The sequence below is a fragment of the Microtetraspora niveoalba genome, from assembly GCF_001570405.1.
In the GTDB taxonomy this organism is placed as follows: domain Bacteria; phylum Actinomycetota; class Actinomycetes; order Streptosporangiales; family Streptosporangiaceae; genus Microtetraspora; species Microtetraspora niveoalba.
In genome coordinates this window covers 1-21,846 of record NZ_BBYM01000062.1, presented here as the reverse complement: position 1 = coordinate 21,846, position 21,846 = coordinate 1, and the positions used below count along the sequence as shown (strand labels likewise).

Below are 21,846 nucleotides of genomic sequence, written 5' to 3'. Positions count from 1 at the left end.
GTGGTTCTCACCCCTGGACAGCATGGCGACAGCCCGCAGTTCCAGGCCGTGATGGAGAAGATCTCGGTGCCTAGGATCGGGCCTGGACGTCCTCGTAGCCGGCCGGACAGTGTCAGCGCGGACAAGGCCTACAGCTCGCGCAAGAACCGCTCCTACCTGCGGCGACGCAAGATTCGGCATACCATTCCTGAGCCTCGTGACCAACGGGCCAACCGTCGCAGGCGCGGCTCGGCCGGTGGACGGCCTACCGGGTTTGACAAGGAGCGCTACAAGAAGCGCAACGTTGTCGAGCGGGCGATCAACCGGCTGAAGAACTTTCGAGCTGTTGCCACCCGCTACGACAAGCGCGCTTACATCTACCTCGGCACCGTCACCGTGGCAGCTCTGGTGATCTGGCTCCGCACGTGATCCAAGAAACAGGCCCTACTCCCGCGACCGAGCCAACCTGGCCCATCGGAGCCTGTCCGCCCTGCTGGACGGCTTCGCCCAGATCCTGGTCGAGACCGCGCTCCTGCTGCGGCCTGGCGGGCTCGTGGCGATCACCGTCCGGCCCTACCGGGTCCGCGGCGAACTCGTCGACCTGCCCGGCCAGGTCCTCGACGTCGCTCAGCAGGCGGGGCTGGTCTTCACCGACCGGATCGTGTGCCTGCTGTGCGGGATCGACGACGGCCGAGTGATCAACCGGGCGTCGTTCTTCCAGCTCCATGAAGCACGCAAGGCGTGGGAGCGAGGGGTGCCGATCCACGCGATCGCCCACGAAGACCTGCTGATCTTCCACAAACCGCTCACCGACCCAGCCGAGGCCAGGCGGTCCGATGATCGGGAGGAACGGTGAGGACGGTGCCGGTGCGACGGGGACACGGGGTTCCTGACCAGCGGATATTGCTTGACACGCATCCAAGAGGTGGGCGTCGATACCGGCGGCTATGGTCGACCGGCCGCCCCATTCCCCGCCACGCCCGTGTACGGCGGTGTGGGATGCGCCGATCCGGCCGGGCCACAGCAACGACACCACACCAGCACGTCCAGGCGGCGTACCTGCGCCCGTGCGGGGGCGTGCGATGACACCGGCAATGCGGGCGGCCGACCTGGGGAACCTTCCGGCGGTGATCGACGTGGTCACCGCGGGGCGGCTGTTGGGGTTCGGCCGGACGAAGGCGTACCGGCTGGCCAAGAACGGCGAGTTCCCCTGCCGGGTGCTGCGCGTCGGGCGCAGCTACCTGGTGCCGACGCGGGAGGTGTGGGCGTTGCTCGGCTACCACGACGACGGCACACACCGTCAAGACGCAGAGGGAAGGTGAAGGACGGTGGCGAACGGCACCACCTACAAAACCTGCGGCTGCCGCGACGCGGCCACGGGCAAGCAACTCGGCAAGAAGTGCCCGAAACTCCGCCGCACAGGCGGCGGGGGAGAGCGGTGGAGCAGCACCCACGGCAAGTGGGCCTACCAGCTCGAACTTCCCCCGCACGCGGACGGACGACGCCGGACCCCACTGCGGCGTCAGGGGTTCGCAACGCTGGAGGACGCCGAGGCCGAACTCGATCACGCCCGTGGTCTGCTCGCGCTGGATGAGGACCCGCACACTCGGCGGAAGATCTGCGAGCTGATGCTGTCAGTCCTGAAGGACACCCGGGCGCTGCCGTCGATCGAGGACGTGAGGCGCAAGGTCCGCACCCACCAGGACCTCGACCGGACCGTGACCGTCGGCGAGTGGATGGCCGAGTTCCTCAAGCGTAAGAAGAAGATCGATGTCACCACGCGGCGGTCGTATGAGGCGCACATCCGGCTCTACTTCATTCCCTATCTGGGCGATATCCGGCTGGATCGGCTGCGGGTCTCCGACATCAGCGGCATGTTCGACGCGATCGAGGAGTTCAACGACGTCATCACCGCCGCCCGCGCCAGCGGAAACCCCGTCGAGCGGGCGAAGGTCAAGTACCGAAAGCCGGTCGGTCCGGCCACGATGCACCGTATCCGCGCCACCCTCCGGCACGCGTTGAATGTGGCGATCAAGCAGGACCGGCTGATCGACTTCAACCCCGCCGCCGTGGTCGAACTCCCCACAGTGACCCGGCCCAAAGGACTCGTGTGGACCGAGGAACGCCTCACCCGCTGGCGGGCGGACCATGCCACCAATCGCGCCGCTGAGAATCAGCGGCGGGCGGGGCGCAGCGTGGACGTGGTCAACGTCTACCTGACCACCGTCCGCCCCTCACCGGTCATGGTGTGGACCCCGGAACACGCATCAGCATTTCTTGCCTACGCGCGCCGCCACCGCCTGTATGCGCTGTATCGGCTGATCGCATTGCGGGGCCTGCGTCGGGGCGAGGCGGTCGGGCTGCGCTGGCCGGAGGTGAGCTTCACTGCAGGAACGATCGGGGTGAACTGGCAGATCACCCAGCTCGGCTGGACCCCTGTGCAGGGCAAACCGAAGACCGACGCCAGCGACCGCGTCATCGCCTTGGACGCTGAGACCGTGCGGATCCTCAAGGACCATCGCCGTCGCCAGGCCAGGGAGAAGCTGAAGGCCGGCGAGGCGTGGACGGACAGCGGGTTCGTCTTCACCGATGAACTCGGGCGGCCGCTACACCCGCAGCACGTCACCGATCAGTTCTACTGGATGTGCTACGAGACTGACCTGCCGCCGATCCGGCTCCACGACCTGCGCCACGGCGCCGCCTCCCTGATGCTCGCGGCCGGGGTGGAGTTGAAGGTGGTCCAGGAAACCCTCGGTCACGTCTCCTCCACCTTCACCCGGGACACCTACACGAGCGTCTACCCCGAGGTCGCCCGGGCGGCGGCCGAAGCCACTGCCGCGCTCCTGGCCGCCCCGCCCTCGCCGACGCCGCCGTCTCCGGATGGGGGAAGCGGTCATCGCGGCGACACCCCGGGGCAGGCTCCGTCGTCACGACCAGCGGCCCGTACGGGTTCCCTCACGCGTTTGGCCGTCGTCCCGGGCCCCTGATCGGCCTCCCGTCCAGAATTGCCTCCCGGGCCCGCTGGAATCGCCAGCGGGCCCGGCGCTTGACCTGAGAGCCGAGAGCGGGATCATGCTTCCGGGTCTATGCAGCTCTGCCGAGGCGGACCGCTGTTCTGCGACAGATACGTCACCAACGCTCGCCGTGCTCTGCGCTACCTCGACGTCTTCGCGTTCGACATGATGCTCGCCGGGCACTGCGGCGCCGTGGGGGCCATGCGCACGTTCCGATGCGCTGGCGGAATGATGTTGATCTGCAACTCCCGTGTCGGTCCCACTGTCGGTAGCCACCCGATCAGGATGAGCGGTCCATCGGGTCGTTGGAGGGTCGCGTCGATTGTCGAATGATGCTCGGCAGGCAGATCAACGAGTAGTCGACCCAGAACACTCCCAGCTCACGCCCTGCATGGAGGCTTTGGAGCGGTGTAGGAGGATCGTTGATCGCGATCCTTCATGTGATGTAGGTCACAATATAGCGTTGTCTGACGTCCTTATATGTCCCTGAGGTGCCTGAATGTTCGCTTTGAATAAGCTGGCTATTAGCTGTGTGACTCTGTGTAGCTCTGCTGTCGCAAATCCGATCTTGAACTTCGGTAGTCCCAAAAGCATCATCTGGTTGATCGTCTTTATCTGCGCTTTACGACGCTAGTGGTCTGGACGTGCCGCGCGCTCTCGCGTGGGTTGTGGAGGGTACGGCGGTGCGGGTTTCGGGTGCTCTTTTCAGCTGGTTCAGGCGCGGCCCCTTGCAGGCAGCCATTGGGATGACCGTTGTTTTCGGACTGTCCGTGTCCGGTGTCGGTGTTCCCGATGGCCTTGTACAGCAAGCTGCCGCAGAGACGCGCGCCGCTGAACCTGAGCGCAGTGTTGAAGGTCGTCCGATCCAGTCCAAGCCGGTGCCCAAAGGTGCCGAAGATGTTCAGCCGCCGTTGAAGCGGGCCGAACCGGTGTGGCCCAAAGCAGGGGTCGGCCGCGTGGACCTTGAGGGCAAGGAGCCGGTCGCCGTTGCCGGACTTCCTGTGTCCGTGGCCCGTGCTAAAGCCGCCGGGGCGAGTACTGGCTCCAAGGTGAAGGCTAAGGCCGCTGGGCAGGAGTCGCCCTCCTCCGTGCAGGTCGAGATGCTGGATGGATCGGTGACGAGGCGCCTGGGCGGGGTGGGCATCGCGGTCCGCGTAACGCGTGCTGACGGCGGTACGGTCGCCGCTCCTACGGATATCACTCTCAACTACTCGTCGTTCCGTGACGCGTATCCGGGCGGGTTCGCCTCGCGGCTCGTGCTGCGAGAGCTTCCCGCCTGTGCGCTGGTGACTCCCGTCGGCCAGGAGTGCGCGAAGAAGGCCTGGCGCAGGATCCCGGTGATCAATGACGTCAAGGTCGGCACGGTGACGGCTGAGGTCACCGCCGCGCCGCAGCCGGCCGCAGCCGATGGCTCTGGAGTCGGCTCGGCAAGCGCGTCATCTGCTTCGGATTCAGGTGACGGGTCTGTATACGTCCTGGCGGCTTCGGCGTCGACGACGTCATCCGACTTGACCGGGTCGTTCGCCGCAACAGACCTGAAGCCGTCGGGCACCTGGCAGGTCGGGCTGTCCGGCGGTTCGTTCTCTTACAGCATCCCGATCACGGTGCCGCCCGCTCCTGGTGGACAGGCGCCGAAGCTGTCGCTTGACTACTCCTCTGCGACGGTGGACTCGCTCACCGGCTACACCAACAACCAGGCGGGGTGGGTCGGCCTGGGGTGGGACCTGGGAGCCGGTTTCATCGAGCGACGCTACAAGCCGTGCACGCTGAACGACAAGGACGACGGCCCACGGCGTCTGTGCTGGGATGTGAACAACGATCTAACCTTGTCCGTGGCGGGCCGATCCTCACGAATCGTCAAAGACGCCACCTCGGGAACCTCCGGCTCCTGGCGGACCGTGGAGGACTATGGCTGGAAGATCGAGCAGGTAGCCGCGAGCACCGATCCTGCCAACAGCAGCCAGCCGTACTGGAAGGTGACCACTCAGGACGGGACGGTCTACCGGTTCGGCTTCCACCGCGATTCCTCGTTCCAGGTGCCGTACATCGCCAGGGCCGCCGGTTCCCCTTGCTACGACAAGATCACGTCACCGTGGCCATGGCTTCCGACGTTCTGCGTCGGAACGTGGCGCTGGATGCTGGATCAGGAGATCGACCCCAAGGGCAACATCATCGACTACGCCTACGCTCGGGAGCAGAACAACTTCTGCCTGTATTCAGGCGACTCATGCCGCCTGTATGACAGGGGCGGCTACCTGGCGGAGGTGACCTACGGGAGCAACGCCAATGTCGCCGGGTCCGCTCCCACCGCACGCGTCGTCTTCACCACGGTAGATCGTAATCAGCCGATCCCGGGCGGGACCTGGTGGGACGCCCCCCTGGACCTGCTCTGCGAAGACTCCACCCTGCCGCTCTGCACCGACAGCGACGGTCCCAGCTTCTTCATCAAGAGGCGGCTGAGCACTATCCTCACGCAGACCAGGAACACCGCCACCAATGGCTGGGACGACGTCACTCGGCTGGAGCTTGGATACCGGTGGATTCAAACGAGTCCGGGTGAGACATTCAGCAAGCCGGTGCTCTGGCTTGACACCGTCCGCCAGGTCGGGCTGGCCGGCGGCGGGCCCGGCATCCCCTTGCCGCCGATCCAGCTCGACGCGACCCTGCTGGCGAGCGGGCCGATCGCCGATCAGTTCCCTCGAATCACAGCGGTTGGAAATGGTCTGGGGGGCCGCACTGAGATCACCTATGGCCAGCCGAGCGGCTGCAATCTGGCGGCCCGGACCAAGGCGAATGTGCGTGATCGTGCAGGTTATGACTGCTATTGGGCCTTCCGAGGTGAGTACAACGATGGCGTCAGCACATACGTGGAAGGCAATGTTTACAACAAGTGGCTTGTGACCAAGGTTGCCGATAAAGACCTGGTCGCCGGCTCTCCGGACGTGGTGACGCGTTACGAGTATGTAGGGTCGCCCGCCTGGGCGCGGACTCCCGAGTTCGGTGAGACGCCTGATGTTTACAAGATTCAGGATCCGTTCCCCTGCTGGGGATTCCCCGGATTTCCGAAGGACTGCTCGACCACGTGGGACAGCTGGACCGAGTGGCGCGGTTACCCCACCGTGCGTGTGATCAAGGGGGATGGAAGCGATCCCGCCGGCTACAGCGTGACCAGCTCTACCTTCTACCGCGGTCTATATGACGATGTCTTCAGCGACGGCACGCCGAAGCGCGTCCAGGTGACCGACTTCGACAACAACACCTTCGATGACCTGCGTGTCCTGTCCGGAAGGACACTTCAGGAGCAGACCTGGCACGCAACGGGATGGAATGCCCCCACCCCCATCTGCAAGTCCCCGGCATGGAGCGCTACCGCCAGCTATCCGGCAAACTGGCCGGTTTCCTATAACGGCCACGAGTGGTGGGCGATTGCACCTAGCAAGGGTAAGGCTCCCGCCCCCGGGTCGACGTACTGGAGCGATCAGGGCGCCTGTCCCATCTATACATCCGGGCTGACCGGCTACGCCGAAGACGCCTCCACCCGGTACGAATACGTGCGCGTGGTCACCGGCGACGGCCCTGGAATCGCCGACCCCATCCAGATCAACACCTCTCGTCAGGTCACCAGAGAAAAGGTCTCATCCGGCTGGCGCTACAGCGAGACCAAGATTGAGTACAACGCTGACGGGCTGCCGACCAAGGTCAACGACTACGGCGAACGCGGTGTTGCGGCTGATAACGCATGTAGTACCACTACGTACGCGAGGAATACCGATAGCGGTCACTGGATAACTTCATTGCCCTCCGTGTTGGAAACCCGTAAGGGTGACGATTGTTCAGGTGGTGAAGTGATCGGTCGGACAGTGACCTTGTATGACGGGGGAGCCGATCCGGCGACCAATAAGCCGGTACGTGGAAACAAGACCGAGGTTCGGAATTGGATCGACGCTACTCACGTCGCCACTGAGAAGAGCGACTTCGACGGCTACGGGCGGCAGACGTCGATCACCGATGTCCGGGGGAAGACCACAGGTATCTCTTACAGTCCCGCCGTCGGTTATCCGGTGAACGGGATAACGAGAACCAATCCTCTTGGATACGTTCAGACAGCGTGGCCGTCCTCCGCGCATGGCGGCATCGTGGGGATGCGTGACGCTAATAATCGTATGACCAATGTCGATTATGATGCGCTCGGTCGAACCGTGACGTTGTGGACGCCGGGGCAGCCCAAGAGTGGTGGAACGCCTGCCGCCAAGATCACATACAATATTCCGTTCGACGGAAGCCTTGGCCAACCGATCAGTCCGGCAAATGTTCGGATAGATAAGTTGATCTCGGGTCAAGGGGTTTCTGTCAAATGGGTTAGCTCAGTAAGTTTCGAAGACGGCAATGGTCGGCTAAGAGAGGAGCAAATGCCGTCGCCGACAGGCGGACGCATGGTAAAGATCACCTCCTATGACGCGCGAGGTCTGGAAGTGATCAAATCCGCGCCGATATACAACAGTGCGACGGCCGGTTCCGGACTGCTGAATCCAGCTCTGAGTGACCTGCCGTCGTGGACGAAGACCGTCTTCGACGGCTTGGGACGCCAGACAGCGAAGATAGAGTACGGCGGAGCGAATGAGGTGCGACGCTCTACCACCGAATATGTCGGTATGGATACGTATACTGTTATCCCGCCGTTGGGTGGTCGGACAAGCTATACCACCAATCACTCAGGGAAGATCACTAAGATATCCGAGCAGGTCGGATCCCAATGGCTGGACAGCCTTCGCGAATACGACCTTCGTGGCAATCTCATCAAAACCGTGGATGCGAACGGCAACGTACGCACGTTCACATACGACTGGGCAAAACGGCGAACCGCGTCCACGGATCCGGATTTCGGGGCCGCCACGGCAACCTATGACCTCGCCGGAAATCTGGTCGCGGCGACCGATGCCAAGGGTGTCACCGTCTCCACTGTTTACGACGATCTAGGCCGGAAGATTGAACAGTGGGAGGGAACTCCTGGCAGCGGGACCAAACTGGCCGAGTGGATCTATGACACCCTCGTCAAAGGCCAGCTCACGTCGGCCACACGATGGACCGATGGTCACCCGTACACGGATGCTGTGACCGCCTACGATGCGGATAATCGCCCGATCGGATCCACGCTCACGATTCCTTCCGTCGAGGGCCCTCTAGCGGGCACGTATACCTTCGAGGCGGGATACGACAAAACAGGGCGAGAGGTCACCAAAAAGCTTCCCGCAGCGGGTGGGCTTCCGGCTGAGACCATCACCGCTACCACAAACGATGTCGGCCTCCCTGCCGCGTTGACTTCCGATTTCGGCGGCGGATTCACATATGTAAAGGAAACTGCCTATTCGCCGACAGGAAAGCTGCTGTCGCGAAGCTTGGGCGCTTCGGGGCAGGTTAGGCGAACAATGACATGGGATCCGGCCACCAGCCGGATTACCGCGATCAAAACTGTCTCGACTTCGAGTGGTGGCTCCAGCGCGACCCTCCAGGACGATGTGTTCTCCTACGACGTCGCCGGGTCATTGACATCGATTGTGGATAAGACCACGACTGTTGGCGGGACGACCATCCCGCAGGCGGAATGCTTCACCTATGATGAGCGCCGTCGATTGGCTGCGGCCTTCACTACTACTGGCACATGCATGGCCGGCGCGAGCGGAGCCGGGCCTGACCCCTACGATCTCGCGTACACCTTCGATCCCGTCGGCAACATCAAGTCGATCACGGACTCTGGGCAGACCTCTACATTCAACTACCCGAACCCCGGTGCTGCCGCGGTTCGCCCCAACGCCGTCACCTCGATCACTCGGCCAGCGGGGACGGACACGTACACCTACGACGCGCGAGGGCAGCTGATCTCGCAGGCCGTGAGCGGTCAGACGGCTACATACGAATGGAACCCAATCGGCCAATTGGCTAAGGCGACGACTGGCACCTCGACGCAGATGGTCTATGACGCCAACGGCAACCGGTTGGTTCGCCGCGAAGTCGGCAAGACCGTCCTCTATCTCGGGCTCATGGAACTCGAGGTAGCGAACGGACAGGTCACTGCGAGGCGGTACTACAAGACCGCGGACGGGACAACCGTCGCGATGCGCACAGGCGGTCAGACGACAGTTACTTGGTTGCTGGCGGGGCCGGCGGGCAGTACCGAGTTGTCCATCGACGATGCTACGAGGGAGGTGAGTCACCAGAAATACCTGCCCTTCGGAGGACGACGCGGTGGACGTGATGATCTCGCGGGCACCGACCGCGGTTTCCTGGGAAAGATCGAGGACGACAGCACCGGTCTGGTAAACCTCGATGCGCGGTACTACTCCCCGGCCATCGGAAGGTTCATAAGCACAGATCCTATGCTCGGCAACGACAAGCCGGAACTCGCTAATCCGTACTCTTACTCCGGCAACGACCCTGTCAACTTTGCCGACCCCACGGGGCTCTATCCCGAGCGACTCGATGTCCCCCTTACTTGTCTGAAAGGTGATCCTGACTGCCCGATTAACCCCCTAAGCCAGATCGCCGATTCGCGCTCTACGGGCGTAGCCGACGAGAGCGGAAAGGAATCCAGAGATCTCCTGTCCGAAATGAACGGCAACAACGGCATGCTAGCTGCGGCGGTGGCCAAAAAGGGGCCTGGAATTGGAGTCTGGAACGGTTTCGGTGAAATATTTGAATTGTGCAAGGGGATTAATAATGCAGATTGCGTGAAGGTGGCATGGATTTCGAATAAGGCCCAGAGGATGACGAATACCTTCTTGAAAGGTGATGGATGCAAGAAGGGTAAGCCATGTAAAGCGAACGCCATGAGGCACTGCATCTGGCAAGTGGCGATCACCGATCAATGCGGCTTGGAGGTTGCTCAGAGGGTTGCCGAGAATCACGAGCAAGGTAATGATCTAAGTGACCCTAAAGTAAGGTCGGATACCGAAAGAGATAGGCACAATAACGCCGTCGCGCAAGAGTGGTCTCAGCTCTGGAAGCCCAAGTTTAATGCCATTCGCAAGGGGCCGGGTTCTGTTCGAGAAAAGAATAATCGCTATTGGGCTCAAGTGAAAAGATTGTGTGAAATGCTGTGGAATTCGGGGGAGTTGTGGTGAGAATGTCTGTGATTGGCGTTTAATATGCGACACAACATGGCTCTTTCAACGATTGCCGGATTTGCGGTCTTGATTGCGATCGGATATCTACTTGTGGGCGCAGTTAAGGCGCCTATGCGTGAGATGTTCGGCATTCTTGATCCATCCTGCGTCACTAAAAGCAACGCAGATCTCGAGAAGCTAGTCGCATCTGTTGCTGACAGGCTTCCTTCACGGCGTATCGGGCTTATTGATGCTTACAGTGGTTGTGATCCTCCAGAGGTTGGAGCCTGGATACAAGTGAAGCTCTCCGGGGCGTCGATCGATGATTCATTAAATCCGTTTCGTTCGGAAGGATGGTCGACGCTCTCTGGTAGAGAGATTTCCGAAGTGGCGTATCCAGGAGAAACGGGAAGTGCCGTAACCGGCTTCATCGACGGTCGACCGGTTAACGTATATGCTTTAGCATCTGAGCGAGCGAAAGGCCTGGTTAGAGTTGTGGCCTGGTTCGATGATGAAGATGCCCATGGGGCGCAATGAAGGGGCGATGATTGTTCTCTCTTCAGCCTGGATCCACCGCCGTGATTTCGTCTGATAATTGCGTGGTCAGATTCCTCATCGAAGACCGTTGCGCCTGATCGTTGGCCGTTTTCAAGTCATGGCAGTGCCGTGCGCCGCTCAGTATCGGTCAACTCGATCGGTAGTGCAGACGAACCCGGATGCCCCATACGCATCAGGATCAGTACTTATCCGACGAATTTCAGGCGTATGACACTAGGTGCTCCAGGCGATGAAGAATCTCGTGGTGGATCTGGACGACGCAGGTTGCCGGGCGCGTTACCTGATCCGCGACCGGGATGGCAAGTTCCCCGCTCGCGTTGAGGAGATCCTCGCCGGGGCCGGTATCGAAACCGTGCTCACTGGTGTCCGGATGCCGCGGATGAACGCGGTCATGGAGCGGTGGGTGCAGTCGTGCCGCCGTGAGCTTCTCGACCGCTGCCTATTGTGGAACAAACGCCACCTGCGGCACGCCGTGCGCGAGTATGAACGGTTCTACAACCGGCACCGCGCCCATCAAGCCCTGGCCCAGGCAGCCCCACTGCGCGCCGTGCCGGATCCGATCACTGATCCAGAGCGCATCGCCGACTTGAACATACGCCGTAGCGACCGGCTCGGTGGAGTCCTCCACGAGTACTCGCACGCCGCTTGAACTGCATGGATGGAGTTTTCGGGCAGGCGCAGTGAGGAAGCACACCTCGCGGGTGAACGTCGGTTGAGCAGTTTCACCAGCGGATTATTCGTCAGCAGGTTCTGAAGGCCGTCGGTTCAGCAGAGTGCGTCGAGACAATCCTTGACGGCTGGCATGCCATCGTCGGGCGTCGGTGCCCCGAGAGGTCTTCGGTTGTGATCTTCTCTTGATCGTCTCTCGGGCCTGCCCTGACATGGCCGGTCTAAACGATCTACCACGTGCCCGATCCGTGCCCGCGAGCACACAACGAGCAGCCAAACGAGATCATCTTCTCGATCCGAAGCCGCACCTGATCGAGAAGTCCCAGGTCAGGTGGGGTATGGAGTGGTGGGGCGCCAGGGATTCGAACCCTGAACCTACGGATTAAAAGTCCGCTGCTCTGCCATTGAGCTAGCACCCCTTGCTAGAAGCAGGGTACAGAGCGTACCCCGCCTCCGGCGACGTGCTTTACCGCGATCACGATAACGGGTCAGCGGAAGGCATCGAGCCCGGTGAGGGCCTTGCCCAGCGTCAGCAGGTGCACTTCCTGGGTGCCCTCGTAGGTCAGGACGCTCTCCAGGTTGTTCATGTGCCGGATCACCGGGTACTCCAGCGTGATCCCGTTGGCCCCGAGCACGGAGCGGGCCTCGCGGGCGATGTCGAGGGCGGCGCGGACGTTCGCCAGCTTGCCGAAGCTGATCTGCTGCGGCTTGAGCGTGCCCGCCTCCTTCAGCCGGCCGAGGTGCAGGGCGGTGAGCCCGGCCTGTTCGAGCGCGACGGCCATCCAGGCCAGCTTCTCCTGGGTGAGCTGGAACGCCCCGATGGGCTTGCCGAACTGCAGGCGCGTCTTGGCGTAGTCGACGGCGGACTCCAGGCAGGCGCGGCCCGCGCCGATGACGCCCCACAGGATGCCGAACCGGGCCTCGCTCAGGCACGACAGCGGGCCCCGCAGCCCGGTCACACCCGGGAGCACGGCCGACGCCGGCAGGCGGACGTCGTCGAAGTACAACGAGGACGTCACCGAGGCGCGGAGCGACATCTTCTTGTGGATCTCGGGGGCGGAGAACCCGGGGGTGTCGGTCGGGACGACGAAGCCGCGGATGCCGCCGTCCGTCTGCGCCCACACGACGGCCACGTCGGAGATGGAGCCGTTCGTGATCCACATCTTCGCGCCGTTGAGGATCCAGTCGCCGGACGGGTCCTGCTTGGCGTTGGTGCGCATCCCCGCCGGATCGGACCCCTGGTCGGGCTCGGTCAGGCCGAAGCACCCGATGGCCTCCCCTGCGGCCATGCGCGGCAGCCACTCCTGCTTCTGCTCCTCGGACCCGTACTTCCAGATCGGGAACATGGCCAGCGACCCCTGCACGGACACGAACGACCGCAGCCCCGAGTCGCCCGCCTCCAGCTCGCGGCAGGCCACGCCGTACGAGACGGCATCGAGGCCGGCGCAGCCGTACCCGTCGAGGTGCATGCCGAGCACGCCGAGCGAGCCGAGCTCGGACGCGAGCTCGCGTCCGGGGAAGACGCCCTCTTCGAACCACTCCGCGACGTCCGGAAGGATGCGGTCGGCGACGAAGGCCCGTACGGCATCCCTGATCATGCGTTGTTCGGGGGTGAGTTGGTCGTCGAGGTGCAGCAGGTCGTCCATGGCTGTCAGCGTATCGGGGCCGAACCGGGGTTGGGCCAGGGGGAATCCCGATACACCGACGCGGACGAAAGAGGCACGCTGGAGACATGAACGAGACACACACCAACAGTTCGGCCAGGCAGCTGCGGCGGACCAAGAACGGAAGGCTCGTGGCCGGCGTGTGCTCCGGCGTCGGCGAGCACATCGGCGTGGACCCGAACATCCTCCGGGTGGCCCTCGCCGTCGCGACGTTCTTCGGCGGCCTCGGCGTCGGCATCTACGCGGTCGCCTGGCTGCTCATCCCCGAGGAGGACAAGAACTCCTCCATCGTCCAGGACCTGGTCGGCAAGAACAAGGACGGCCAGGTCTGGCAGGACGCCAAGACCAGGTGGGACCGCGCCCAGCAGGCCTGGTCGCAGCCGGTCCGCCAGCCGGCCGAGCCGTACCGGCAGGACGGCGGCTACCAGCAGCACCCCTACGCCCAGCCCCGCCCGTCGTCGAACCCGCAGGAGCCGCAGGGGCCCCAGGCGTGAGTCACGCCGCCCGGGCCTCGGCGACGAACTCCGTACGGGACTCGGTCCAGGCCATGGCCAGCCATGCCGCGAGGGAGAGTCCGGCCGCTCCGGCCAGGGCGACCACCGGCTCCGGACCGAGTTCCTGGGCGACGGCGCCTCCGACCAGGATGCCGATGCCCTGGGCCGCCAGCAGGCCCGACTGGACGATCCCGAACGCCTGGCCGCGCCGATCGGCCGGGACACACTGCACGAAGGCCGCGTTCGCCGCGAGCTGGTAGGCGCCGCCGATCCCCGACAGGACCCAGAGAAGCAGCACGCCGGCGAGCGGGGGGCGCATCGCGCACCCGATGAGCGGCGCGCAGGTCAGCATCGCCATCCACCCCATCGCCCGCAGCCGCGCCGACGGCACCACGAACCGGCTGAACACGAACGCGCCGATCACGGTCCCCGTCGGCATCGCCGCCATCAGCAGCCCGGTCACGGCGGGCACCGGCAGGGTCCCGTCGTCGAGCTCCAGCGCGTACGGCACGGCGATGCCCTCGGGCAGCACGTAGAACCCGCAGAGCCAGGCGAACAGCACCAGGGTGCGCAGCCGCCGGTCCCCGAAGACGAGGCGGCCTCCGGCCCGGGTCATGGTCCACATCGAGAGACGGGTGCCGGAGCGGTCGGGCGCGCTGCGCCGCCGCACACCCGCGACGATGACCAGCGCGGACCCCAGGAAGGTGGCCGCGTCGAGCGCGAGCGCGCGGTACGGCCCGAGCCCCGCGATGACGGCGCCTCCCGCGGCGAACCCCAGCATCTGGACGGCCTGGTTGGTGACGTTCTGCAGCGCGGAGCCGACGACGTACCGGTCGCCCTCGAGCACCTCGGGCAGCAGCGCCGCGCGGGCGGCGGAGAAGGGCGCGCTGAGCAGGACGACGCAGAAGACGAGCCCGCAGAGCGCGGCGAAGGGCATGCCGGGCACGGCGGTGACGGCGATGAGCCCGGCCCTGAGCACGTCGCAGGCGAGCATGATGCGGCGGCGCGGATAGCGGTCGGCGAGGCCCGCGAGCAGCGGCCCGCCGACGATCGGCGGCAGATAGGTCAGCGCGTAGACGCCGGCGGTGGCCAGAGCGGACTGGGTCCGGTTGTAGACGAGGATGGCCAGGGCGACCTGGGCGAGCTGGTCGCCGAGCAGGGACATGCCCTGGCCGAGCCACAGAGCGCGGAACTCGCCGATGGCGATGACCTCGCCGTAGGTCGCCTGCCCCTCGACGGGACGGCGATGCCGTCCGGGTGGCCGACCGGGCCTGGTCGCCGCCATTTCACCCCGCTGAGATCACCCGTACGAATCGTGTTCAGTATGTCACCTACAGTGCCCATGGCGGCGGCGTTTCGCAACCCGTACGGGATCACCAGCCGAGCTCGTGCAGCCTCTCGTCGTCGATGCCGAAGTGGTGGGCGATCTCGTGGACGACGGTGATGCGGACCTCCTCGACGACCTCCTCGGGCGTCTCGCAGATCTCCAGCGTGGGGTTGCGGTAGATCTCGATCCGGTCAGGGAGGACTCCGGAGTACCAGTCGCCGCGCTCGGTCAGCGGTATGCCGGTGTAGAGCCCGAGGAGGCCGGGCTCCGGGGGATCGTCCACGACGACCACCACCACGTTGTCCATGACCTTGGCCAGACCGGGCGGGATCGTGTCCAGCGCCTCGGATACGAGCTCCTCGAACCTGTCCAGGGGGACGTCGATCATGCCTCCATCGTGTCACCGGGACACGGAAATGTCGCCGTGCGGGTAGGCCGGGGCTCCGGCTGCAGGGGGCGCCCGGGGTGTGAAGGCCGGGGCCATCCGGAAAGTGACATCCCTGATCCCCCGGGGATGTGCGGGCGCGATCGGTCTCGGCTTTCGGGTAAGCAGGGAAGGCATGGAGATATCGGAGTGGAAGGGAACCGCCCGGCGGCTGCTCGGAGGCCGTGTGGCGGCTGTGTTCGCGGTCGTCGCGGTCGCGGTGGCCGGCGCGTGGCTCGGGATCGTGCTCGGCGCCTCCGTCCAGACCTCCATGGGGCCGGCGGACGTCCAGATGTCCTTCCAGCCGACCTGGCGGGGCGAGTCGGTCATCGACGTCCGTCCGCTGGGCACGCTCCGGTTCGCCTCCCACAGGGGCCCGATACGGCTCACGCTCAACATCCAGGCGGTGCATCCCGACATCGCGCAGGAGATCCTGAACAACCCCCAGTGGGCCGACCGGCTGCCGGAGACCATCGAAGGGGACCTGATCGACGGGCTGCGGAGCCTGGCCCTCCGAGCGTTGATCTTCGCGGTGGCCGGGGGCTTCCTGACCGGCCTGGTCGTGTTCCGCCGCCTCTCGCGCGCCGCGTGGACGGGTGTCGGTGCCCTGGTCGTCGCGGCCGCGGTGGCCGGGGTGTCGGTCCTGACGTTCAACCCGCGTTCCGTCTCCGAACCCCGCTACACGGGTCTGCTCACCGGCGTCCCGTCGCTCATCGGCAGCGCGGAGTCGATCGTGACCAGGTTCGACGAGTACCGCGGCCAGCTCGCCAAGCTGGTCACCAACGTCTCCCAGTTGTACGAGGCGGGATCCACACTGCCGATCTACAACCCCGACCCGGGCACGATCAGGGTCCTGCACGTCTCCGATCTGCACATCAACCCCGTCGGCTGGAACGTCATCCGTTCGCTCAAGGAGCAGTTCAAGATCGACATGATCGTGGACACGGGTGACATCAGCGACCACGGGACCCGGGCCGAGAACACGTACGTCGCGGAGATCGGCAAGCTGGGCGTCCCGTACGTGTACGTCCGGGGCAATCACGATTCGGCGGTCACGCAGCGCGCGGTGGCCAAGCAGAAGAACGCGATCGTGCTGGACGGCGCCGCCAAGACGGTGAAGGGGCTGCGCATCTACGGGATCGGCGACCCTCGGTTCACCCCCGACAAGTCCCTGGACCCGGCCGCCGGCGGCGACGACGAGCTGGTCAACCTCGGCCGCGCCCATGCCGTACGGCTCACGCCGCCCGACCGTCCCAGGCCGGTCGCCGATCCGGCGCCGGAGAAGGTCCCGGCCGATCTCGTCGCCGTGCACGACCCCACCGTCGGCCGGGAGCTCTCCGGCTCGACGGCGCTGGTGCTGGCCGGCCACGTGCACAGGCGCTCGACCGAGGTGCTGCCCACCGGTACGCGGCTGATGATCCAGGGGTCCACCGGAGGAGCCGGGCTGCGCGGTCTCGAACACGAGGAGCCGACCCCCCTTGAGGCGTCGGTCCTGTATTTCAGCAAGGACACCCACAGGCTCCAGGCCTGGGACGACATCACCGTAGGGGGCCTGGGGGAGCAGTGGATCCAGTGCCAGCGGCATATCGAGCCGGAACCGGGCCGTACAATTCTTCCCGAGCCGAAGAACGTCCCGTCGCCAACGGGAACGATCAGCGGCACACCGTCGCCGATCGCTTTGGCATCACGGGCAAACGTCCCCTATGCTTCAGAGGTCTCCGACGGAAGACGGAACGGAACGGGGTGAAAGCCCCGAGCCCCCATCGTCTAGCGGCCTAGGACACCGCCCTTTCAAGGCGGCGGCACGGGTTCGAATCCCGTTGGGGGCACTCGGCGAGCATAGCTCACCGGGGAAACGGAAGGTCGAAGACCTCCGAAGACCTGGTAAGCTAGACGAGCCGAACAAAACGGAAGCGAAAAACTTCCGGAAACAAGGTCCTGTAGAGCAGTTTGGAGTGCTCGCCACCCTGTCAAGGTGGAGGTCGCGGGTTCAAGTCCCGTCAGGACCGCTCACGGCGGAAGCCGTCGGGTCAGGTAGCTCAGTTGGTACGAGCGTCCGCCTGAAAAGCGGAAGGTCGGCAGTTCGACCCTGCCCCTGACCACACTCTCTGGATAGCCTAAACGCCCCGAGCGATCATGCTCCGGGGCGTTTTCGACTTTACTATCGTTCGCATGGAGCTGTGGGAGCGTTCCGGGACGCTGGATCTCCTCGGCGATCTTCTGCGTGAGAGCGCCCGCGGCGGTCGCGTGGCGGTGGTGGCCGGCGAGGCCGGGATCGGCAAGTCCGTGCTCGTGACCGAGTTCGTCCGGCGATGCGGGCCGGCGGCATGGGTGCTCTGGGGTGGCTGCGACCGGCTGATCACCCCACGAGCCCTTGGCCCCCTGCACGATATCGGCCGCCAGACCAGAGGTGTCCTGGCCGAGCGGCTGAACACTGCGGTCGCGCAGGAGGAGCTCTTCACGGCGTTTCTGGACGAGATCTCCGGCCCGCTGCAGCGTCCGCGCCCGGTCGTTGTCGTGGAGGACGTCCACTGGGCTGACGAGGCCACACTCGACTGGCTGATCTGGTCGGGCCGACGGATCGGTAGGATGCCGGTCCTGTTCGTGGTGACCTACCGTGACGATGAGGTGGGTGCCGAGCATCCGCTGCGGGGCGCCCTTGCGAGTCTGCCCGGCGCGATCACGCGACGCGTGTCGCTGTCGCCACTGTCGCGGGAGTGCGTGGCGGATCAGGCATACCGGGCCGGGCGGGATCCGGAGCTGGTCTACCGACTGTCCGGCGGCAACCCGCTGCTGGTGACCGAACTGTTGAAGGCGGAGGGGCGGGCGGTGCCGGCCACCGTGCAGGACCTTGTCCTGGACCGGCTGCGGCTGTTGCCGCGGCCCGCCCGGGAGTTGGCCCACCTGGTGTCGGTGATCCCGACTCGCGCCGACGACGCCATCGTGGCGGGAGCGCCGGACCTGGTCGACATGTGCGTCGACGCCGGAGTGCTCGTGCCGTCCGATGACGGCGTGTCGTACCGTCACGAGTTGCTGCGGAGTGCGGTGGAGGACGCGCTTTCGCCTGCGCGCCGTGTCGCGCTGCACCGGCGGGTGCTGGGCGTGCTGGCCGGGGTCCCCGGGGTCGACCCGGGCCGCTTGGTCCATCACGCTACGCAAGCGGGGGACGAGGCCGCGGTCCTACGGTACGGGCAGGTGGCAGGGGCCGGCGCTGCCCGGCAGGGCGCTCATCGAGAGGCGGCGGCACACTATCGGGCAGCGGCCGTGTACGCGGACCGGCTACCGGCCCAGCAGCAGGCCGAGCTGCTGGAGGCCTACGCGTTCCAGGCGTACCTGGCCGGGCTGGCGGAGGAGGGGTTGCAGGCCCGGTGGGCGGCGCTGGCCGTACGGGAGAATCTGCGGCAACCCGAACAGGTCGGTGAGAACCTGCGCTGGGCCTCTCGGTTGGCCTGGTGGGCGGGGAACGCGGGGCAGGCATGGGAGGCGGCGGCGCGGGCGATCACAGTCCTCGAGACCGAACTGCCGGGTCGGCAACTGGCCATGGCCTACAGCAACCGGTCCCAGTTGCACATGCTTGCGGGCGAGGGGGAGGCGGCCGTCTCGTGGGGGGAGCGGGCGCGAACTCTGGCCGTTCGGCTGGGGGACGTGGAGACCTCCGTCCACGCTGAGATCAACGTGAGCACCGCCCGGCTCACGGGCGGTGATGAAACCGCGGCCGCGGCGCTGCGGGAGGTGCACGAGCGCGCCTCAACGCTCGGGCTGGCCGATCACGGTGCCCGGGCACTTGTCAACCTGGCGACCTCGCTGGTGCAACTGGCCGAGTACGAAGCCGCCGCACCGGCGGTCGAACATGCGCTGGCGTACGCCGCTCAAGAGGACCTCGACGGCTACGTCCAGTACCTGCTCGGCGTGCGAGCGGGGGTGCGGCTGGTGCGGTGTGACTGGGCCGGCGCTCTGGCCGATGCGGACGCGGCGCTGGATCGGCCGGTCCGAGCAGGGGTAGCCGTGGTTCCCGCGCTGGTGGCGCGCGGCCGGATTCAGGCGGCCCGGGGCGAACGCGAGGCGCGTGTCACGCTCGACGAGGCCGCCCGCCAGGCCGAACGCACCGGTGAGGTGCAGCGGGTCTGCCCGGTGGCGGCGGCCCGCTCGGAGTACTTCCTGCTGTACGGCGATACCAAGCGTGCCGCCGAGGAGGCCCGGCGCGGCCTGGACCTGGCCGTCACGGCGAACCATTCGGTTTACATCGGGGAGCTTGCCTACCGGTTGTGGCGAGCCGGGGATGGCGGGTTGCCCGGTGCGGGGACCCGGCCTTACCAGATGATGATCAACGAAGACTGGGCCGGCGCGGCTGCGGAGTGGGCGCGGCGCGGGGCCGCGTATATGCGCGTTGAGGCACTGGCGGGCGGTGACCAGGGTGCTGCGGCCGAAGCCTTGCGGGTCCTGGACGAGCTGGGGGCCACGCGGGTGGCGGCGCGGTTGCGGGCGGAGCTGAGAAGGCGTGGTTTCACTCAGGTGCCGCGTGGCCCTCGCCGGACGACGGCCGCCAACCCCGGCGGCCTAACGCTGCGCCAGGCGGAGGTGCTCGCGCTGCTGGCCGAAGGGCTGTCCAATGCCGAGATAGCCGGTCACCTGTCGTTGTCGGTCAAAACCGTCGACCACCACGTTTCCGCGGTGCTGGACAAGCTCGGTGTGGCCAACCGGGGCCAGGCGGTTGCTGCGGCGCACCGGCTGAACCTGGTCCGGAAGCCCGCAAAATAGGGAATTCTCCCCAATCGCGGATCGTCGCGAGGACCTACCGTTCTGCGCTGAGATGCCGTCCCAAGGGGGAGACATGAGTTATCTCAGCACACCTGGCGAATCACCCCTTTACGAAGCTGAGCGGTCCGCCCGGGGATACGTGCCCAACTATCTGAGGGTGCTGGCGCTGCGGCCCGAGGTCTACCACGCATGGCTGCGGCTCGGGGAGGCGGTCAGGGCCGGTATGGACCCGCGTCGGTACGAACTGGTCACCCTGACAGCCGCCCGTCGCCTCGGTTCCACGTACTGCGGTCTCGCGCACGCGGCCGCGCTGCTTGAGCGGTTCTACGATGACGTGGCCCTGCGGGCGATCATGGCTGACCATCACGATGCGGGGCTGGCGCCGGTGGATGTGGCGGCCATGGACTTCGCGGACCGCGTCGCCGCCGATCCCGCCGGCGTGACCGAGGGGGACATCGCGGTCCTGCGCGGGCACGGCCTGGCCGATGCCGACATCTTCCAGATCGTCCTTGCGGTCTGTCTGCGCCGGTTCTTCAGCGGCGTCCTGTCCGCGGTCGGCGCCGTCCCGGATCCGGTCTTCCGCGAGCTGCCCCCAGGTGTCCGGGCGGCCGTCGGGGCAACCGATGAGGCCTTTTCCCGCCAGCGGGATGACGCAGGTGGCTCGTAGCTCAATCCGCTCCGGATGTCCCGATGACTTCCACCGACCGTCCCCGGCGCCGAGCGGGCAGGTTCGCCGACGGCGTGGTGGACCGCTACCCGCTCCCTGACTCACTGGCACCGACACATGCCCTCGACGAAGGACAAGGAGAAGATCATGGCCGGGAAAGCTGTCATCAGCCTGACAACCGGACTGGAGGACCCTGAGCGGGTCACTGTGGCGTTCCTGGTCGCGCTCGGCGCGGCCGAGCAGGGCCGTCCCACGCTCATGTTCCTTACCAAGGAAGCAACCCGGCTGGCCCTGGACGGCGTCGCCACCGCAGTCGCATGTGACGGCTGTCCTCCGCTGGCCGACCTCGTAGCCCGGTACGCCGAGGCAGGCGGGCGATACTTCATCTGCCCGATCTGCTTCGAGGCGCGCGCGCTCGACAGGCAGCGGCTCATCGAGGGCGCGGAATTGGGCGGGACCATCCCGATGTGGCAGTGGATCGGCGACGAGGGCGCGACCACTTTCAGCTACTGACCAGTTCCCTGCCGGTGATGCCGACGGCAACCTTGACGGCAACGTCCTCTGTCAGAGACATACGCCGGGCGCCATCAGGCGCCCTCCACTCCCGGATCCCGGATAGATGGCAGGGCGACTGCCACAGCTGAAAAGCGGAAGGTCGGCAGTACGACCCTGCCCCTGACCACACTCTCTGAACAGCCCAAACGCCCAGGTCACGATCAGATGACCAGGGCGTTTTCTTTTGTGCGCGACCACCGAGTGACCATGGCTCCTGCCCATGGCCTTGCTCGCCCACGGCACCGGCACCAGCGCGAACAGCGTCAGCAGGTTGATGGTCACGTCCCGCTGAATGGTGTAACTCCAGCCGATCATGTGAGGTCGGCGAGTTGTATCGGAACGTTGTGACTATGACGCGGCCAGCGCGGTCGGCGCCAGCGGTTCGCTCATATCTCCGCTCGGCTCGCTGGTCGGTGCGGCGAGTTGGGCCATCGATCCCTCCGAGAGGTAGCGGCGGTCGCTGACCTGCCATTCATCGTGATGTTCGGCCAGCACCGCGCCTGCTAGGCGGGCGAGGGCTGCGGGGTTGGGGAAGACCCCGACGACGTCGGATCGGCGTTTGATCTCCCGGTTGAGCCGTTCCAGGGGATTGGTCGACCAGATCTTCTTCCAGTGCTGGGAGGGGAAGTCGGCGAAG

At 65.5% G+C, this 21,846-nt stretch carries 17 protein-coding genes and 4 tRNA genes; 15 read left to right on the top strand and 6 right to left on the bottom strand.

Going from position 1 to position 21,846, the window contains the following annotated elements; genetic code table 11:
• The 7 genes from AWQ70_RS38385 to AWQ70_RS36330 all read left to right on the top strand — a co-directional run.
• On the top strand, nt 1–408 hold a 408-nt coding region (locus tag AWQ70_RS38385; protein WP_157530882.1), incomplete at its 5' end, for an IS5 family transposase.
• Between the two features lie 124 nt (nt 409–532).
• Entirely contained in the window at nt 533–835 is a 303-nt protein-coding gene (locus tag AWQ70_RS36350) for a hypothetical protein (protein ID WP_067186646.1), read from the top strand.
• Between the two features lie 226 nt (nt 836–1,061).
• Nucleotides 1,062–1,301 carry a helix-turn-helix domain-containing protein gene (locus tag AWQ70_RS36345; RefSeq protein WP_067186644.1) on the top strand — a complete coding sequence of 80 codons (240 nt, stop codon included), beginning with the start codon at nt 1,062–1,064 and terminating at the stop codon, nt 1,299–1,301.
• 6 nt (nt 1,302–1,307) lie between these two features.
• Nucleotides 1,308–2,966 carry a tyrosine-type recombinase/integrase gene (locus AWQ70_RS36340; protein ID WP_067186641.1) on the top strand — a complete coding sequence of 553 codons (1,659 nt, stop codon included), beginning with the start codon at nt 1,308–1,310 and terminating at the stop codon, nt 2,964–2,966.
• A 773-nt stretch (nt 2,967–3,739) separates the two neighbouring features.
• Nucleotides 3,740–10,111 carry an RHS repeat-associated core domain-containing protein gene (locus tag AWQ70_RS38380; RefSeq protein ID WP_157530880.1) on the top strand — a complete coding sequence of 2,124 codons (6,372 nt, stop codon included), beginning with the start codon at nt 3,740–3,742 and terminating at the stop codon, nt 10,109–10,111.
• Between the two features lie 36 nt (nt 10,112–10,147).
• A complete protein-coding gene (locus tag AWQ70_RS39665) occupies nt 10,148–10,630 on the top strand; it encodes a hypothetical protein (protein WP_157530878.1) in 483 nt (160 codons plus the stop codon).
• 250 nt (nt 10,631–10,880) lie between these two features.
• Nucleotides 10,881–11,300, top strand: a complete 420-nt coding sequence (locus AWQ70_RS36330) for an integrase core domain-containing protein (protein ID WP_218004785.1) — start codon at nt 10,881–10,883, stop codon at nt 11,298–11,300.
• A 364-nt stretch (nt 11,301–11,664) separates the two neighbouring features.
• On the opposite strand, the gene AWQ70_RS36325 is transcribed toward AWQ70_RS36330, so the two are convergent.
• Both AWQ70_RS36325 and AWQ70_RS36320 read right to left on the bottom strand, forming a co-directional pair.
• Nucleotides 11,665–11,739 (bottom strand) — tRNA-Lys (locus AWQ70_RS36325).
• Between the two features lie 69 nt (nt 11,740–11,808).
• Nucleotides 11,809–12,966: an acyl-CoA dehydrogenase family protein gene (locus AWQ70_RS36320; RefSeq protein ID WP_067186636.1), complete on the bottom strand. Its 1,158-nt coding sequence runs from the start codon at nt 12,964–12,966 to the stop codon at nt 11,809–11,811.
• 86 nt (nt 12,967–13,052) lie between these two features.
• Between AWQ70_RS36320 and AWQ70_RS40805 the strand changes: the two genes are divergently transcribed.
• A complete protein-coding gene (locus AWQ70_RS40805; protein WP_067186634.1) occupies nt 13,053–13,478 on the top strand; it encodes a PspC domain-containing protein in 426 nt (141 codons plus the stop codon).
• 1 nt (nt 13,479) lies between these two features.
• Here AWQ70_RS40805 and AWQ70_RS36310 read toward each other — a convergent pair whose 3' ends face one another.
• Entirely contained in the window at nt 13,480–14,763 is a 1,284-nt protein-coding gene (locus AWQ70_RS36310; protein WP_067186632.1) for an MFS transporter, read from the bottom strand.
• An 88-nt stretch (nt 14,764–14,851) separates the two neighbouring features.
• The gene (locus AWQ70_RS36305) at nt 14,852–15,193 is read right to left on the bottom strand and encodes a metallopeptidase family protein (protein ID WP_067136378.1); all 342 of its coding nucleotides are present in this window, start codon (nt 15,191–15,193) and stop codon (nt 14,852–14,854) included.
• A 172-nt stretch (nt 15,194–15,365) separates the two neighbouring features.
• Between AWQ70_RS36305 and AWQ70_RS36300 the strand changes: the two genes are divergently transcribed.
• The 7 genes from AWQ70_RS36300 to AWQ70_RS36270 all read left to right on the top strand — a co-directional run bounded on the left by AWQ70_RS36300 (nt 15,366) and on the right by AWQ70_RS36270 (nt 21,167).
• Nucleotides 15,366–16,976 (top strand): metallophosphoesterase family protein, encoded by a 1,611-nt coding sequence (locus tag AWQ70_RS36300; protein ID WP_067186630.1) that lies wholly within the window; start codon nt 15,366–15,368, stop codon nt 16,974–16,976.
• A 9-nt stretch (nt 16,977–16,985) separates the two neighbouring features.
• Nucleotides 16,986–17,058: transfer RNA gene (locus AWQ70_RS36295), tRNA-Glu, on the top strand.
• 105 nt (nt 17,059–17,163) lie between these two features.
• Nucleotides 17,164–17,238 (top strand) — tRNA-Asp (locus tag AWQ70_RS36290).
• 19 nt (nt 17,239–17,257) lie between these two features.
• Nucleotides 17,258–17,331 (top strand) — tRNA-Phe (locus AWQ70_RS36285).
• 70 nt (nt 17,332–17,401) lie between these two features.
• The gene (locus AWQ70_RS42205) at nt 17,402–19,987 is read left to right on the top strand and encodes an AAA family ATPase (protein WP_169808799.1); all 2,586 of its coding nucleotides are present in this window, start codon (nt 17,402–17,404) and stop codon (nt 19,985–19,987) included.
• 139 nt (nt 19,988–20,126) lie between these two features.
• Nucleotides 20,127–20,654, top strand: a complete 528-nt coding sequence (locus AWQ70_RS36275) for a carboxymuconolactone decarboxylase family protein (protein ID WP_218004784.1) — start codon at nt 20,127–20,129, stop codon at nt 20,652–20,654.
• A 147-nt stretch (nt 20,655–20,801) separates the two neighbouring features.
• Nucleotides 20,802–21,167, top strand: coding sequence for a DsrE family protein (locus AWQ70_RS36270; RefSeq protein ID WP_067186648.1), 366 nt, complete (start codon nt 20,802–20,804; stop codon nt 21,165–21,167).
• Between the two features lie 51 nt (nt 21,168–21,218).
• Here AWQ70_RS36270 and AWQ70_RS39660 read toward each other — a convergent pair whose 3' ends face one another.
• Both AWQ70_RS39660 and AWQ70_RS36265 read right to left on the bottom strand, forming a co-directional pair.
• The gene (locus AWQ70_RS39660) at nt 21,219–21,491 is read right to left on the bottom strand and encodes a hypothetical protein (protein WP_157530876.1); all 273 of its coding nucleotides are present in this window, start codon (nt 21,489–21,491) and stop codon (nt 21,219–21,221) included.
• A 66-nt stretch (nt 21,492–21,557) separates the two neighbouring features.
• A partial coding sequence (locus AWQ70_RS36265; protein ID WP_174552458.1) for a transposase occupies nt 21,558–21,846 on the bottom strand: 289 nt, incomplete at its 5' end.